This window comes from Actinomadura sp. 6K520, assembly GCF_004349245.1.
In the GTDB taxonomy this organism is placed as follows: Bacteria; Actinomycetota; Actinomycetes; order Streptosporangiales; family Streptosporangiaceae; genus Spirillospora.
Window position 1 is genome coordinate 15321 of record NZ_SMLC01000083.1, and the last position, 15621, is coordinate 30941.

Annotated in this window: 16 protein-coding genes; 13 read left to right on the forward strand and 3 right to left on the reverse strand. The window is 73.5% G+C overall.

Features of this window, described 5'->3' with window-relative positions; genetic code table 11:
• Positions 1-26 precede the first annotated feature (26 nt).
• The 9 genes from uraD to alc are packed head-to-tail and all read left to right on the forward strand — an operon-like array spanning position 27 to position 9152.
• Positions 27-515: a 2-oxo-4-hydroxy-4-carboxy-5-ureidoimidazoline decarboxylase gene (uraD, locus tag E1289_RS21610; protein WP_243713033.1), complete on the forward strand. Its 489-nt coding sequence runs from the start codon at positions 27-29 to the stop codon at positions 513-515.
• Positions 512-826 carry a hydroxyisourate hydrolase gene (uraH, locus tag E1289_RS21615; RefSeq protein WP_131982936.1) on the forward strand — a complete coding sequence of 105 codons (315 nt, stop codon included), beginning with the start codon at positions 512-514 and terminating at the stop codon, positions 824-826. Before uraD ends, uraH begins: the two co-directional genes overlap by 4 nt.
• Positions 827-831: 5 nt before the next feature.
• Positions 832-1698 (forward strand): factor-independent urate hydroxylase, encoded by an 867-nt coding sequence (pucL, locus tag E1289_RS21620; protein ID WP_131982938.1) that lies wholly within the window; start codon positions 832-834, stop codon positions 1696-1698.
• A gap of 19 nt (positions 1699-1717) precedes the next feature.
• Positions 1718-2605 carry an FAD binding domain-containing protein gene (locus tag E1289_RS21625; protein ID WP_131982940.1) on the forward strand — a complete coding sequence of 296 codons (888 nt, stop codon included), beginning with the start codon at positions 1718-1720 and terminating at the stop codon, positions 2603-2605.
• Positions 2605-3108, forward strand: coding sequence for a (2Fe-2S)-binding protein (locus E1289_RS21630; RefSeq protein WP_131982942.1), 504 nt, complete (start codon positions 2605-2607; stop codon positions 3106-3108). The genes E1289_RS21625 and E1289_RS21630 overlap by 1 nt, the downstream gene beginning before the upstream one ends.
• Positions 3105-4505, forward strand: coding sequence for an 8-oxoguanine deaminase (locus E1289_RS21635; protein WP_131982944.1), 1401 nt, complete (start codon positions 3105-3107; stop codon positions 4503-4505). Before E1289_RS21630 ends, E1289_RS21635 begins: the two co-directional genes overlap by 4 nt.
• The gene (gene pucD, locus E1289_RS21640; RefSeq protein WP_207929075.1) at positions 4505-6835 is read left to right on the forward strand and encodes a xanthine dehydrogenase subunit D; all 2331 of its coding nucleotides are present in this window, start codon (positions 4505-4507) and stop codon (positions 6833-6835) included. Before E1289_RS21635 ends, pucD begins: the two co-directional genes overlap by 1 nt.
• Complete coding sequence (allB, locus tag E1289_RS21645) at positions 6832-8160, forward strand: allantoinase AllB (protein WP_243713035.1); 1329 nt, start codon at positions 6832-6834, stop codon at positions 8158-8160. Before pucD ends, allB begins: the two co-directional genes overlap by 4 nt.
• Positions 8157-9152 (forward strand): allantoicase, encoded by a 996-nt coding sequence (gene alc, locus E1289_RS21650; protein ID WP_131982948.1) that lies wholly within the window; start codon positions 8157-8159, stop codon positions 9150-9152. Before allB ends, alc begins: the two co-directional genes overlap by 4 nt.
• Before the next feature lie 43 nt (positions 9153-9195).
• Here the strand turns inward: alc and E1289_RS39090 are convergent, their stop codons facing one another.
• Together E1289_RS39090 and E1289_RS21660 are read right to left on the reverse strand one after the other, a co-directional pair.
• A complete protein-coding gene (locus tag E1289_RS39090; protein WP_165966210.1) occupies positions 9196-9432 on the reverse strand; it encodes a DUF397 domain-containing protein in 237 nt (78 codons plus the stop codon).
• 129 nt (positions 9433-9561) lie between these two features.
• Positions 9562-10125: a TetR family transcriptional regulator gene (locus E1289_RS21660; RefSeq protein WP_243713037.1), complete on the reverse strand. Its 564-nt coding sequence runs from the start codon at positions 10123-10125 to the stop codon at positions 9562-9564.
• 314 nt (positions 10126-10439) lie between these two features.
• On the opposite strand from E1289_RS21660, the gene E1289_RS21665 reads away from it, so the two are divergent.
• Genes E1289_RS21665 through E1289_RS21675 form a run of 3 tightly spaced genes read left to right on the forward strand, consistent with a single transcriptional unit; the run spans position 10440 to position 13000 of the window.
• A complete protein-coding gene (locus tag E1289_RS21665; protein ID WP_131982952.1) occupies positions 10440-10721 on the forward strand; it encodes a hypothetical protein in 282 nt (93 codons plus the stop codon).
• Entirely contained in the window at positions 10722-11828 is a 1107-nt protein-coding gene (locus tag E1289_RS21670; RefSeq protein ID WP_131982954.1) for an acyl-CoA dehydrogenase family protein, read from the forward strand.
• A complete protein-coding gene (locus E1289_RS21675) occupies positions 11828-13000 on the forward strand; it encodes an acyl-CoA dehydrogenase family protein (RefSeq protein ID WP_131982956.1) in 1173 nt (390 codons plus the stop codon). Before E1289_RS21670 ends, E1289_RS21675 begins: the two co-directional genes overlap by 1 nt.
• Before the next feature lie 38 nt (positions 13001-13038).
• Here E1289_RS21675 and E1289_RS21680 read toward each other — a convergent pair whose 3' ends face one another.
• Positions 13039-13713, reverse strand: a complete 675-nt coding sequence (locus E1289_RS21680; RefSeq protein ID WP_131982958.1) for a TetR family transcriptional regulator — start codon at positions 13711-13713, stop codon at positions 13039-13041.
• A 155-nt stretch (positions 13714-13868) separates the two neighbouring features.
• On the opposite strand from E1289_RS21680, the gene E1289_RS21685 reads away from it, so the two are divergent.
• Positions 13869-15488, forward strand: coding sequence for an MFS transporter (locus E1289_RS21685; protein ID WP_131982960.1), 1620 nt, complete (start codon positions 13869-13871; stop codon positions 15486-15488).
• The last annotated feature ends 133 nt before the right edge of the window (positions 15489-15621 follow it).

The following is a 15621-nucleotide window of genomic DNA, read 5'->3' on the forward strand; positions in this document are numbered from 1 at the left end:
GCGGGCGGCTGTGTCTACTGGCAGGCGTGAAGGTCGGTGAGGCGGAGCTGGCGGCGTGCTGCGCGTCCCGCCGGTGGCTCGCGGCGGTCGCCGCGCGGCCCCGCGACGATCTGGCGGCGCTGCGCGAGACGTCGCGGCGGGTGCTGCGCGAACTGGAGTGGGCGGACATCGAGGAGGCGCTCGCCGCCCATCCCCGCATCGGGGAGCGCGCGGAGGGCGGGACCAGGGAGGCCGGCTGGTCGCGGCAGGAGCAGTCCGGGGTGGACGGCGCGGCGGCGGACCTCAGGGCCGCGCTCTTCGAGGGCAACCGCGCCTACGAGGAGCGTTTCGGGCACGTGTTCCTGATCCGGGCGTCCGGCCGTTCCGCGCTGGAGATGCTGGGTGAGCTGCGCGAGCGGCTGGGTAATGACGCGGAGACCGAACGGCGGGTCGTCCGGGCGGAACTGGCCGAGATCGTCGACCTGCGGCTGGCCCGGCTCGCCCGGGGAACCGGCGCGGAGGGGGAGGACCCATGAGCCTGTCGACGCACGTGCTGGACGCGGCGAAGGGCCTGCCGGCGGCGGGCGTGGCCGTCCGGCTGGACCGGCGGGCGGACGACGGCACCTGGACGGCGCTGGCCGAGGCGCGCACCGACGCCGACGGCCGCATCAGGGAGTGGGACGCGCGGCCCGGGGCCGGTGTGCACCGGCTGACGTTCGACACGGCGGGCCTGTCGGACTTCTACCCGGAGGTCACCGTGGCGTTCACGATCACCGATCCGGGGCGGCACCACCACGTCCCGCTGCTGATCAGCCCGTTCGCGTACTCGACCTATCGAGGGAGTTGACGGCGATGGCCGTCGTGCTGGGCCCCAACCGCTACGGCAAGGCGGAGACGAGGGTCCTCCGCGTCACCCGGGACGGGGACACGCACCGGATCAAGGACGTCAACGTCAGCGTGGCCCTGTCCGGCGCCATGGAGGAGGTGCACCTGACCGGCGACAACGCGGCGGTCCTGCCGACCGACAGCCAGAAGAACACCGTGTTCGCGTTCGCGAAGAAGCACGGGATCGCGGCGATCGAGGACTTCGGCCTGCTGCTCGCGCGGCACTTCGCCGGCTCCCAGCCGACGATCTCGCACGCCCGGGTCGAGATTTACGAGTACGGCTGGGAGCGGATCACGGGCGGGCACTCGTTCGTCCGGAACGGCGGGGAGGTCCGCACGGCGGTCGTGCACACCGACGGCGAGGGCGGCGGCGAGTCGGTGGTCTCCGGCCTCACGGACCTGGTCGTCCTCAACTCGACCGGCAGCGAGTTCCACGGGTTCGTCCAGGACGAGTACACGACCCTCGCTCCGACCGACGACCGGATCCTCGCCACCGCCGTGACGGCCCGGTGGCGCCACCGGGGCACGGACACGCGCTGGGACGACTCCTACCGCGCCGCCCGCGAGGCCCTCCTCGTGGCGTTCGCCGAGACGCACAGCCTGTCGCTCCAGCAGACCCTCTTCCAGATGGGACGCCGGGTCCTGGAGGAACGGGCGGAACTCTGCGAGGTGCGGCTGTCGATGCCCAACAAGCACCACTTCCTCGTCGACCTGGAGCCGTTCGGCATGGACAACGACAACGAGGTCTATTTCGCCGCCGACCGCCCGTACGGGCTCATCGAGGGAACCGTCCTCGCCGACGACGCCCCGCCCGCGCCGTCCGCCTGGAACTGAGAGAGCGAGGGCCTGGAACATGGACTTCCTGCGACCGGCGACCTGGGCGGACGCCCTCGCCGCGAAGGCGGAGCGGCCGGGCGCGCTGCCCCTGCAGGGCGGCACCGACGTCATGGTCGAGATCAACTTCGACGTGCGGCGGCCGGAGGCGCTGCTGGACCTGACCCGCGTCCGCGAGCTGGCCGACTGGGACACGGTCGGCCGGGACACGGCCGGCGGGCGGCTGCGCGTCGGCGCCGGGGTGACCTACACCCGGCTGATCGAGGAGCTGGGCGACCGGCTGCCCGGCCTCGCGCAGGCGTCCCGGACGGTCGGCTCGCCGCAGATCCGCAACCGCGGCACGGTCGGCGGGAACCTCGGCGCGGCGTCCCCCGCGGGGGACGGCCATCCGCCGCTGCTGGCGGGCGGCGCCGAGGTCGAGGCCGAGTCGGCGGCGCGCGGCGTCCGGATGATCCCGGCGGCGGACTTCTTCGTCGGCGTGAAGCGCAGCGCGCTGGAGCCCGACGAGCTGATCCGCGCGTTCTGGACGCCCCCCGCGTCCGGCCCGCAGTACTTCTCCAAGATCGGCACCCGGAACGCGATGGTGATCGCGGTGTGCTCGTTCGCGGTCGCGCTGCACCCGGGAGAGCGGCGCGTCGGGACGGGCCTCGGCTCGGCCGCCCCGACGCCGCGCTGGGCCACCGCCGCCGAGGAGTTCGTCTCCGGCGAGCTGGACTGGGCCGGCCGTGGCCCGCTGGGCGAGGCGGCGGCACGGCGGTTCGGCGAGCTGGTGACGGAGGCGGCGGCGCCGATCGACGACGTCCGGGGGACGGGCGACTACCGGAGGCACGCCTTGGCGGTGCTGGCGCGCCGCACCCTGACCTGGGCCTGGAACGACCACCGGAACGCGGGAAGGAGGGCCTCCTGATGCGCGTGAACGTCACCGTCAACGGCTCCGCCGAGGCCGTGGACGACGTGTGGGAGGGCGAGAGCCTGCTCTACATGCTCCGGGAGCGGATGGGCCTCCCCGGCTCGAAGAACGCGTGCGAGCAGGGCGAGTGCGGGTCCTGCACGGTCTACCTGGACGGTGTCCCGGCGTGCGCGTGCCTCGTCGCGGCCGGGCAGGTGGAGGGACGGGACGTCCGCACCGTCGAGGGGCTCGCCGAGCGGTCGCCCGGCGAGCCCTTCGACCGGCAGGGCGAGCGGCTCGATCCCGTGCAGGAGGCGTTCGCCGAGACCGGCGCCGTCCAGTGCGGGTTCTGCACGCCCGGGCTGATCGTCCAGGCGCACGACCTGATCGAGCGGAACCCCGCGCCGACCGACGCCGAGATCCGCGAGGCGCTCGCCGGCAACCTGTGCCGCTGCACCGGCTACGAGAAGATCCTGGACGCGGTGCGCCTCGCCGCCGAGCGGAAGGCCGCCGCGACATGACCCCACACACGACCCCCGACACGACCCACGGCACGACCCACGGCAAGACCATCGTCATCGACAACGCCCACGTCGTCACCGTCTCCGGCGCGGAGCACCCGGGCGGGCACATCGTGGTCGAGGGCGACCGGATCACGGCCGTCGGCCCGGGGCCGGCGCCGCCCGCGCCCGGCGCCGAGCGGATCGACGGCACCGGATGCCTCGCCACCCCCGGCCTCATCAACACCCACCACCACCTCTACCAGTGGGCGAGCCAGGGCCTGGCCGTCGACAGCACCCTGTTCGAGTGGCTGACGACCCTCTACCGGCCCTGGTCGAAGATGGACGCCGAGGTCGTGTCCGGCGCGGCGTCCGCGGCGCTCGGATGGCTCGCCAAGTCGGGCTGCACCACGTCCACCGACCACCACTACCTGTTCCCCAGCGGGCGCGGCGACCTGTTCGCGGCGGAGATCGGCGCCGCGGCCGAGATCGGCGTGCGGTTCCACCCGTGCCGGGGCTCGATGGACCGCGGGCGGTCGCAGGGCGGGCTGCCCCCGGACGAGGTGGTGGAGGACCTCGACACGATCCTCGCGGAGACGGCCGCCGCGATCGACCGGTACCACGACCCCTCGCCCGGTTCCATGCTCCGCGTCGCCGTCGCGCCCTGCTCCCCGTTCACCGTCAGCCGGGACCTGCTGGTCGAGTCGGCTCGGCTGGCCCGCGACAAGGGCGTCCGCCTGCACACCCACCTCGCCGAGACGCTCGACGAGGAGGAGCACACCGCGGAGCAGTTCGGCATGACGCCGACCGAGTTCATGGACTCCCTCGGCTGGCTCGGCCCCGACGTGTGGTTCGCGCACTGCGTCCACCTCCACGACACCGACATCAAACGGCTCGCGGAGACGGGCACCGGCACGGCGCACTGCCCCAGTTCCAACGCGCGCCTCGGCGCCGGCATCGCCCGCGTGTCCCGCCTGCTGGAGGAGGGCGCGACGGTCGGCCTCGGCGTGGACGGCTCCGCGTCGGCGGAACTCGTCCCGCTCGCCGGGGAGATCCGCCAGGCGCTCTACATGCAGCGCGCCCGCCACGGGCCCACCGCGCTGACCGCGCGGCAGGCCCTGCACATGGCGACGCTCGGCGGTGCCCGCTGCCTCGGCCGCGAGGACGAGCTCGGCGCCCTCGAACCGGGCAAGCTCGCCGACATCGCGCTGTGGCGGGTGGACGGCTTCCACGCGGCCGTCGACGATCCCGTGGTCGCGTTCGCGTTCGGGCAGACCCCGCCGCTGCGGCGCCTGCTCGTCGGCGGGCGGACGGTCGTGGCCGACGACACGCTCGTCACCGTCCCGCAGGACGAGGCCGGGCGGCGCGGCGCCGCCGCCTACCGCCGCCTGATGCGTCTCGCGGAGGAGGTGCTCTGATGGCGTCGCCGGTGCGAAGCCCCGGCCGGGTCGCCGCCCCGGGACACGGAGGCGTCGGGGACAGCCCCCTGCGGCCGGACGGGACGCTCAAGGTCGCGGGCGAGTTCGCGTACGCGTCCGACCTGTGGATGGACGGGATGCTGTGGGGCGCGACGCTGCGCAGCCCGCACCCCCGCGCCCTGATCACGTCGATCGACATCGGACCCGCTCTCGCGCTGCCCGGCGTCCGGGCCGTCCTCACCCACGAGGACGTGCCGGGACGCAAGATGTTCGGCATCGACCGCACCGAGGACCAGCCCGTCCTCGCCGTCGACCAGGTCCGGCACGAGGGCGAGCCGGTCGCGCTCGTCGCCGCCGACCACCCCGAGACCGCGCGGCGCGCGATGGAGCGGATCGCCGTCGGCTACGAGGTGCTGGCGCCGATCACCGATCCGCGCGCGGTGCTCGCCGATCCGGAGGGGCTGAAGGTCCAGGACCGCGGCGGCATCACCCGCCACCAGCCGGTGCGCGTCGGCGACGTGACCGCCGCGCGGGCCGAGGCGGACGTCGTCGTGTCCGGCGAGTACGAGGTCGGGATCCAGGACCAGGCGTTCCTCGGGCCCGAGTCCGGGCTGGCGGTCCCGGCCGAGGACGGCGGCCTCGACCTCTACGTGTCCACGCAGTGGATCCACAACGACCTCAAGCAGATCGCGCCGTGCCTCGGCCTCGCCGAGGACCAGATCCACATGACGCTCGCGGGCGTCGGCGGCGCGTTCGGCGGGCGCGAGGACCTGTCGATGCAGATCCACGCGGGGATGCTCGCCCTGCACACCGGCAGGCCCGTCAAGATGTCGTACAACCGGTACGAGTCGTTCTTCGGGCACGTCCACCGCCATCCCGCCCAGATGCGGTACGAGTACGGCGCCACGGCGGACGGGCGGCTCCTCTACGCCGACGTCGAGATCGTCCTGGACGGCGGCGCGTACACGTCGTCCACGATGAACGTCACGGGCAACGCGGCCTCGCTCGGCGTGGGCCCGTACGAGATCCCCAACATCAGGATCGACGCGTACGGCGTCTACACCAACAACCCGCCGTGCGGCGCGATGCGCGGGTTCGGCGCCGTGCAGGCGTGCTTCGCCTACGAGTCGATGATGGACCGGCTCGCCGCGGCCTGCGGGCTCGACCCGGTCGAGATCCGCCGCCGCAACGCCGTCACGCAGGGGTCCAGGCTCGCGACCGGGCAGGTCATCGACTCCCCGGCACCGCTCGCGGAGATGCTGACCCGGCTGGAGGCGATGCCGATGCCGCCGCCGCTCGACGCGTCCGACCTCCGGAACCTGCCGGGCGGTGTGGCGCAGACCACGCACGGCGAGGGGGTCGTGCGGGGCGTCGGCTACGGCGTCGGGATCAAGAACATCTGCTTCTCCGAGGGGTTCGACGACTACTCCACCGCCCGCGTCCGGCTGGAGGTCATCGGCGGCGAGGCCACCGCGCTCGTGCACACCGCCGCCGCCGAGGTCGGGCAGGGGCTCGTCACCGTCCAGGCGCAGATCGCCCGGACGGAGCTGGGGGTGCAGAAGGTCACGATCGACCCGGCCGACGACCGGGTGGGCGACGCCGGCTCCTCCAGCGCGTCCCGGCAGTCGTACATGACGGGCGGCGCGGTCAAGGCGGCCTGCGAGGCGGTGCGCGCCGAGCTGCTCGCGCTCGCCGCCCGCCGCCTCGGCCGGGACGGCCCCGACGACCTCGGTGTCGCCGGCGGGAAGATCGTCTCGCGGGCGGACGGCGTGCTCGGCACCATCGAGGACGTCCTCCGCGACGAGGTCGTCGAGCACACCCGCGAGTACCACCACCGGCCCACCACCGCCCTCGACCCCGTCACCGGGCAGGGCAGCAGCCACACCCAGCTCGCCCTGTGCGTCCACCGGGCCGTGGTCGACGTGGACGTCGACCTCGGGCTCGTCAAGGTCGTGGAGATGGCCGCCGTCCAGGACGTCGGCAAGATCATCAACCGGACGGGGGTCGAGGGCCAGATCCACGGCGGCTCCGCGCAGGGCCTCGGCCTCGCGCTGATGGAGGAGATCGTCGTGACGGACGGCCTCGTCCGGAACCCGTCGTTCACCGACTACCTGATCCCGACGATCCTCGACATGCCGCCGATGCGGCTCGACATCCTGGAGAACCCCGACCCCGCCGCCCCCTACGGGCTGCGGGGCGCCGGGGAGCCGCCGACGCTGTCGTCCACGCCCGCCGTCGTCGCCGCGATCCGGGACGCGACCGGCAAGGCGCTCAACCGGGTCCCGGTCCGGCCCGAGCACATCGTGCGAGGCGCCCCGTGGACGGCCTGACGATACGGTCGCGGCGGACCGTCCTGCCCGAGGGGGAACGTCCCGCCGCCGTGTCCGTCCGGGGCGGGCGGATCGCGGCGATCTCCCCGTACGAGTCCGGCGACCCGCCCGGTGCCGTCGTGGACCTCGGCGACGTCGCGCTGCTGCCCGGCCTGGTCGACACCCATGTCCACGTCAACGAGCCGGGACGCACCGAATGGGAGGGCTTCGCCACCGCGACCCGCGCCGCCGCGTCGGGCGGCGTCACCACCCTCGTCGACATGCCGCTGAACTCGCTGCCGCCCACCGTCGACCCGGCCGCGCTGGCCGCCAAGCGCGCCGCCGCCGCCGCCGCGGGGGCGTGCGCGGTGGACACCGGCTTCTGGGGCGGCGCGATTCCGGGGAACCTGGCCTCGCTGCGCCCGCTGCACGACGCGGGCGTCTTCGGGTTCAAGTGCTTCATGTCCGACTCGGGCGTCCCGGAGTTCCCGCCGCTCCCGCCGGACGGGATGCGGGACGCGTTCCGGGAGATCGCCTCGTTCGGCGGGCTGGTCCTCGTCCACGCCGAGGACCCCGCGTCGCTGGCCGCGCCGGCCGGCGGCGGCTACGCGGAGTTCCTGGCCTCGCGCCCGCCGTCCGCCGAACGCCGCGCCGTGGAGCGGGTCGTCCGGCTGGCGGAGGAGACGGGGGCGCGCGCGCACATCCTGCACGTGTCCGCCGCCGACTGCCTGGACGTCCTGGCGAAGGCGCAGGCGGACGGCCTCCCGGTCACCGCCGAGACCTGCCCGCACTACCTCACCCTGACGGCCGAGGACGCCCGGAGCCCCGCGTACAAGTGCTGCCCGCCCATCCGGGAGGCGGCCAACCGCGAGGCCCTGTGGCAGGGCCTCGCCTCGGGGACCATCTCCTGCGTCGTCTCCGACCATTCGCCCTGCACGCCCGAGCTGAAACGCGGTGACTTCGCCACCGCGTGGGGCGGCATCTCGTCGCTCCAGCTCGGCCTCCCCGTCGTCTGGACGGCCGCGCGGGCACGCGGCCACCCGCTCCACTCCGTCGTCCGCTGGATGTCCGAGGCGCCCGCCGCCCTGGCCGCCGTGCCGGGCAAGGGCGCGATAGCGGTCGGCGACGACGCCGACCTCATCGCCTTCGCCCCCGACGAGACCTTCACCGTCACCCCGCCGGCCCTGCACCACCGCCACCCCGGCACCCCCTACGAAGGCCGCACGCTGGCCGGGGTCGTCCACACCACCTGGCTGCGCGGCGTGCCCGTCACCGGCTCACCCACGACCGGCTCACCCACCACCGGCGCGCCCGCCGGTCGGCTGCTCACCCGGGGGTCGCGATGACCGCCTTCACGTCCCTGCCGGACCTGGCCGTCCGCACCCTGGGCGGGTCCGTCGTCGCCGCCAGCGACGAGTCGTTCGCGGAGAAGGAGAACCTCCTCAACCCGTGGGCTCCGGCGTTCTCCCCGGAGACGTTCGGGCCGAAGGGCCAGGTGTACGACGGGTGGGAGACCGCCCGCCGCCGCGGCCCCGGCCACGACTGGGCGCTGGTCCGGCTCGGCATGCCCGGCGTCGTCCGCGGCGTCGTGATCGACACCGCCTGGTTCCGGGGCAACTTCCCGCCGCACGCGTCCGTGGAGGCGTGCGCCGTGGACGGCTACCCGGCCGACCTCTCCGGCGCCGACTGGGTGGAGATCGTCCCGAAGAGCCCGCTGAAGGGCGACAGCGCCCACGCCTTCGAGGTGGACGCGGAGCGCCTGTTCACCCACGTCCGGCTCAACATGTTCCCCGACGGGGGCATCGCGCGGCTCCGCGTGCACGGCGACGTCGTCGCCGACCCCCGCCTCCTGACCGGCCTCACGGCCGACCTCGCCGCCCTGGAGAACGGCGCCCGCGTGGTCGAGTGCTCGGACATGTTCTACTCCTCGCCCGACAACATGCTGTTCCCCGGCCTGGCGCGCAACCAGGCGGAAGGCTGGGAGACCGCCCGCCGCCGCGACGGCGGCAACGACTGGGCGGTGATCCGGCTCGCCGCCCCGGGAACGATCCGGCTCGCCGAGATCGACACCGCGAACCTGAAGTTCAACGCACCCGCCCAGGCCGCCCTCTCCGGGCTGGACGCCCGCGTGGGGGAGACCTGGAGCCCCCTCCTCCCGAGAACGGGCCTCCTGCCCGACACCCGCCACCGCTTCCGCCTCACCACACCGGAGGTCACCCACGTCCGCCTGGACATCCACCCGGACGGCGGCATAGCCCGCCTCCGGCTCCTCGGCGACCTGGCCCCGGACGCCGAACGGGCCCTCACCGCCAGGTGGGATCGGCTGCGCGGCGGTTGAGAGCGCCGCGTCCCGGCGGTGGGGGCCCGTCTCCGGGGCCGCCTCAGGCGGTCTCGGTGGGGTCCTCCTCCAGGAGGTCGTCGAACTCGCCGTCCTTGACGCCCGCGATGAAGGCGTCCCACTCGGCCTCGGTGAAGTAGAGGATCGGGCCCTCCGGCTTCTTGGCGTCGCGCATGACGACGGCCCGCTCACCGAAGTCCTTGTGCTGGACGGGGACGTCCTTCCCATCGATGAACTCGATGATGACCCCGTCGCTGAGGATCGGTTCCTGCTCGGTCACTGGCACACCTTCTTCGTCCTGACGCTGGTCGGGACCCAGGCTAGTGGGATGAGACCCACGGCACACGGAAAGCGGCCCGGCGAGGACGGTGCGTGCGGGCGGGCCGGGACCGTCCGGGCCGCCCGGCACTCAGCGGTCGATGAGCAGGCGGGCGGCGGAGATCTCCAGGCGGGCCTGGATCTCCTCGGCGGTGGCGTTGCCGCGCAGCATCTCGATCATCTCCATGGTCCAGATGCCGGAGAGCGCGCGGGCCACCAGGCGGCGGGGGTCGTCGGCGGGGACGGTGTCCGGGCGGCCGGACGCGGCGAGCAGCAGCATCCCGGTCATCCGGTCGCCGAAGTCGGTCTTCACGTCCGAGAGCAGCAGCGAGCGGATCAGCGCCTCGGCCAGCTCTGGTTCGCGCATCAGGCCGCGGGTCGCGCGCATCAGCACCTCCACGGCGCGCTGCGGCGGGTCGCCGGCGCGCGGCGGGCGGCGCTCGATGCTCGCCTCAAGCAGGTCGAGCTCTTCGCTCACGACGGCGACGACCAGGTCCATCTTGGACGGGAAGTAGCGGTACAGGGTGCCGAGGGCGACCCCCGCGCGCTCGGAGACGGTGCGCATCTGCATCGCCTCGATGCCGCCGCGGGACGCCAGCGCCGCCGCCGCCTGCACGATACGCTTGCGCCGCTGGTGCTGGCTGCGCGAGCGCACGCTCTGCCCCGCCTGCCCCGCCTGTCCCGCGGGCTGACCCCGGGTCTCGTCCCCGGTCACCGTCGGCTCTGCGGTCACGGTCGATCCCTCCTGAGCGGGCGTGGTCGCCCGACGTGTCCCGCCAAGGATACAGGCCATGAGAACGTGTTATCTGATCCGTGGCGGAGGGCGGTCCGGCCCGGTTCCTTCGGCCGGCCGGTGAACCTTGCAAACGCTAGGAGAACCTGCCCGCGATCGTGCCCGATCATGCCTCTGGACACAGACTAGAATCTGTTCTACTTTTTCGCCGTGGGGTCGGCCCGGGAGGGGGCAGGGTGAGCGTCGCGGCACTGCTGGAGGCAAGGGCGGACGACGGCCGCCCGGGGCTGCGCCGGGCCGGCGGTGACCGCGCGCTGGCCGCCGGTGCCGAGCTGGTGCTGCGCACCCGGTTCTCGGCGTCCGCCGTCCTGCCCGACGTGCGCGCGCACGGCTGCACCTACCTGCACTACGTCGGCAAGGCGCTCTCGTACCGCCGGTTGACCGCGGAGGACGCGGCCGGGTTCCGGGCGGAGTTCGCGAAGCGCGGCCGGCTGCACCTCCTGGAACGGAGCGGATGAGTGGACTTCAATCTCGACGAGACCCAGCAGGAGATCAAGAAGCTGGCGGCCGGTCTGCTGGAGCGCGAGGCGACCCAGGAGCGGCTGGAGGGCTTCGAGAAAAGTGACGCGGCCTATGACGCGGCGACCTGGAAGGCCCTCGCCCAGGCGGGGCTGCTCGGGATCGTCCTGCCGGAGGACGCGGGCGGCGCGGGCCTCGGGCCGGTCGAGCTGGCGGTCATCCTGCGGGAGATCGGCCTCAAGGTCGCGCCCGTTCCGGTGTACGCGTCGCTGGCGCTCGCGGCCGTCCCGATCGGGCTGCACGGCACGGCCGGGCAGAAGGCGCTGCTGAGCCCGCTGACCGAGGGCGAGACGGTGCTGACGGGCGCGTACCGCGAGGTCGGCCCGGCCGGGGAGGTCGCGACGACCGCGCGCCGGGACGGCGACGGCTTCGTCCTGGACGGCGTGAAGACGTTCGTCCCGTACGCACGGGAGGCGTCGCGGATCCTGGTGCCCGCCCGCGTCGAGGGTGAGGGCGTCGGGGTCTTCCTCGTCGAGCCGTCCGCCGCGGCGATCACGCCTCAGCCGTCCGCGACGAGCGAGCCGCTGTCGCGCGTCGCGCTCGACGGCGCCCGGGTCGCCCCGGACGCCCTCCTCGGCGGCACGGCAGACGGCGCCGCGTGGGACACGCTGCGCCGCTCGGCGGTCGCGGGCGCGGTCGCCCTCTCGTCCGGCGTCATCGAGGGCGCGCTGTCGCTGACCACGGAGTACGTCAAGACGCGGGAGCAGTTCGAGCGCGCCCTCGCCGAGTTCCAGGCCGTCACGATGCAGATCGGCGACGTCTACATCGCCAAGCGCGCGCTCGACGTGGCCGTCTGGGCGGGCGTGTGGCGGCTCGCCGAAGGCGCCGCCGACACCGACGAGGTCCTCGCCGTCGCCGCCTACAACGCCTGCGATCCCGTCGTGCAGGCCCTCTACACCTGCCAGCACCTGCACGGCGGCATCGGCCTGGACGTCACCTACCCGCTGCACCGCTACTTCGCCTGGGGCAAGCAGTGCGCGCACCTGCTCGGCGGCGCGGAGGGCGCCCTGGACACGCTGGGCGCGCTCGTCCCACAGGAGGCCTGATGTTCATCGATCTGACCGACGAGCAGAAGAAGCTCCGCGCCGAGCTGCGCGAGTACTTCGAGAACTGCCTGGACGCGGAGCAGCGGGCCGCGATCCTGGCGGACCCGTTCGGCCCCGCCTACATGGAGCACTGCCGGCGCCTCGGCCGCGACGGGATGCTCGGCGTCGCGCTGCCGAAGGAGTACGGCGGCCGCGGCTACGGCCCCGTCGAGCAGACGATCTTCGCCAACGAGATCGCCCGCGCCGAGGTGACCTACCCGCTCATCACGCTGAACTCCGTCGCCCCGACGATCCTGCAGTACGGGACGGACGCGCAGAAGGAGTTCTTCATCCCGCGCATCCTCGCGGGGGAGTGCCACTTCGCGATCGGCTACAGCGAGCCGGGCGCGGGCACCGACCTCGCCGCCCTGCGCACGACGGCCGTGCGGGACGGCGACCACTACGTCGTGAACGGCCAGAAGATCTTCACGTCCGGCGCGCACCACTCCGACTACGTGTGGCTCGCCGCCCGCACCGACCCGGACGCGAAGAAGCACAAGGGCATCTCGATGCTCATCGTCGACTGCAGGGACCCCGGCTTCTCCTGGACGCCGATCATCACGATGGACGGCCGCCACCACACCAACTCGACGTACTTCGAGGACATCCGCGTCCCGGCGGACATGCTGATCGGCGGGGAGAACAAGGGCTGGGACCTCATCGTCAACCAGCTCAACCACGAGCGGGTCACGCTCGGGCCCGCCGGCAACATCGGCCACACCCACGTGCGGTTCGAGCGCTGGGCCCGCACCACCGCCGGCCGGGACGGCCGGCCGCTGATCGAGGAGCCCGCCGTCCGCCGCGCCGTCGCGCGGGTCTACGCCTACCTGCGCGTCAACGAGCTGCTCAACTGGCAGGTCGCCGCGAACCAGGACCTCGGCTGGCTGGGCGCGCCGGACGCGTCCGCGACCAAGATCTACGGCTCGGAGCGGGTGCAGGAGGTCGGCCGGATCGTCGGCGACGTCCTCGCCCGGTACGGCGACCCCGGTGACCCGGTGACCGCGGAGTTCATCGAGGCCACCGACCGCCTGGCCAAGGGCGCGCTGGTGCTGACGTTCGGCGGCGGCGTCAACGAGATCCAGCGCGAGCTGATCGCGATGATCGGCCTCGGCCTGCCCCGCGCCCCCCGCTGACCCCGTGCCTCCGCGGTGGTCGCGTTCCCTCGTGATGATCAGCGCTGGGGGTAGTTGAGGCTCTCCTCCAGCAGCGCGAAGGTCTGGTCGACGGTCTCCGACATCGTGCCGAACGCGCTTCCGTGCCTGCGTATCGTCTCGGCGGCGGCCTGGAAGGCGGCGGAGGCGGCGGCGGCGATGACGTGCGGGCGCAGGTCGGTGGCGGGGTCGACGCCGAGCCGCTCGGCGACGAAGTCGATCAGGATGGCCTGCTTCTTCTGCGCGTGCTCCAGGGAGCCGGCCATCAGCGCGGGGCTGTCGTTCGTCATCGACAGCATGCACTGGAAGCGCCCGGGATCGAAGCCGAGTTCACCGGCCTCGCACGCGCGGGCGATCACGACGACCGCGCGGCGCAGCGCCGTCATGATCGGCTCGTCGGCGGGCCGCTCGGCGAGCGCCGCCAAGATGGCGCGGGTCTGCTCGTCCTGGAAGGTGAGCGCGACGTCCTCTTTCGAGGCGAAGTAGCGGAAGAACGTGCGGGACGAGACGTCCACGGCGTCGGCGATCTCCTCGACGGTGGTGGCGTCGAACCCCTTCTCGGAGAACAGGTCGAAGGCCGCGTCGACGAGGGCCTCGCGCGTGCGCTGCTTCTTGCGTTCGCGCCTGCCCTGGGGCTGGGGTCCGGGACCGGCGGTCCCCTTCTCGGCGCCGGTCTCGGGGGCGGTCGCGGTCATGTGCGCACTGTAGTCGGCGGCCGATCCCCCGCCAAGAGACAGTGGGAAAATGTTGTCGCAATGTGACCGATGTCGCTCCACGACAAGAGGCGGTTGACGACAAGTGTCATCTCATGACACTTTAGCCATCTGCCAATTCGGAGGGATATCGACCGATGACTCATTCCACCGGCGCCGGCACGCTCGATCCCGGTGCCGTCCGCGTCCCGCCGCACGAGAGGGCGCCGCGGCGCACGGCCCGGAGGGGCCGCGGCCACCCGTGGCTCACGCTCGTCGCCGTCGCGCTCGGCGTGATGATGGTCGGGCTGGACGCGACCGTCGTCTCCATCGCCAACCCCGCGATCGCCGCGGACCTCGGCGCGAGCCTGTCCGGCCTCCAGTGGGTGACCAACGCCTACCTGCTGGCGCTCGCCGTCACGCTGATCCCCGCCGGGAAGATCGCCGACAGGTTCGGGCGCAGGCGGACGTTCCTCGCCGGCGTGGTCGGGTTCGCGGTCTCCTCGGTGCTGATCGGGCTGTCCGGCGGCCTCGGCGCCGTCATCTTCTGGCGCGTCGTGCAGGGCTTCGCGGGGGCGCTCCTGCAGCCCGCGAGCCTCGCCATCCTGCGCAACACGTTCCCGGCCGAGCGGCTCAACACCGCGATCGGCGTCTGGGGCTCCACGCTCGGCATCTCCATCGCGGGCGGGCCGATCGTCGCCGGGCTGCTGGTCGAGAACGTCAACTGGGAGTCGGTCTTCTTCCTCAACGCTCCGCTGGGCGTCGTTGCGCTCCTCGTCGGGCTGTGGGTGATCCGCGAGTCGCGGGACGAGGACGCCGCCGGCTCCTTCGACCTGCCCGGCGTCGCGCTGCTCAGCGGCGCGCTGTTCGGCCTCGTCTGGGGCCTGATCAGGGCCGGGGAGGACGGTTTCGGAGATGTGGTCCCGCTGGTGTCGTTCGCCGTGTCCGCCGTCCTGTTCGCCGGGTTCGTGTGGCACGAACTGCGCGTCGAGCGTCCGCTGCTCCCGCTCGGGCTGTTTCGCTCGGCGTCGCTGTCGGCGGCGACCGGGCTCATCGTCCTCGGCTTCTTCGCGATGTTCGGGACGATCTTCTTCATCACCCTCTACCTGCAGCAGGTCCACGGGATGAGTCCGGTGGAGGCCGGCGTGCGGCTGCTGCCGATGACCGCCGTGTTCATCGTCGCCTCACCGGTCGCGGGCGCGCTGACGAGCCGTTTCGGGCCGCGGGTGCCGCTCGCGATCGGCATGGCCTTCACCGCGGTCGCGCTGTTCGGCCTGTCCCGCATCGGGGTGGCGGCGCCCTATGTCGAGCTCTGGCCGTGGTTCGTGCTCATCGGGCTGGCGTTCGGCATGGTGATCGTCGCCGGTACCGAGGCCATCGTCGGCAACGCCCCCGCGCACCTGGCCGGTGTCGCGGGCGGGCTGCAGCAGACCGCCGCGCAGGTCGGCGGCGTCCTCGGGACGTCGGTCCTCGGGGTGCTGCTGTCCACCAGGGTCGGCGACGTGCTGTTCGGGCGGCTGACGGACGCGGGCGTCCCTGGCGACGCCGCGCAGCGGCTCACGGGCCAGGGCGGGATCGTCTCGCAGGGCGTCGCGCCGGTCCCGCCGGGCACCCCGGGTCCGGCCGCCGAGGCGATCACCACCGGGAGCCACCTCGCGTTCATGGACGGCTTCCAGACCTCGCTGACCGTCGCCGGGGCGGTCGCCGCCACGGCGATCCTCGCGGCTCTGCTGGTCCGGCGCGGGTCCGCCCCGGTCGAGGGCGCCGCCGCGGTGTGAGGCGGGCGGTCAGCCGCCGCTCGGCGACGGCGCCGGGTTGGTCGTCGGGCTGGGGGCCGGGGTGCCGGAGCCGCCGGTGCCCGGGTCGTCGGAGGGCGGGTCCGCCGGGGTGTCCGGCGGCGGGGTCGTGGGG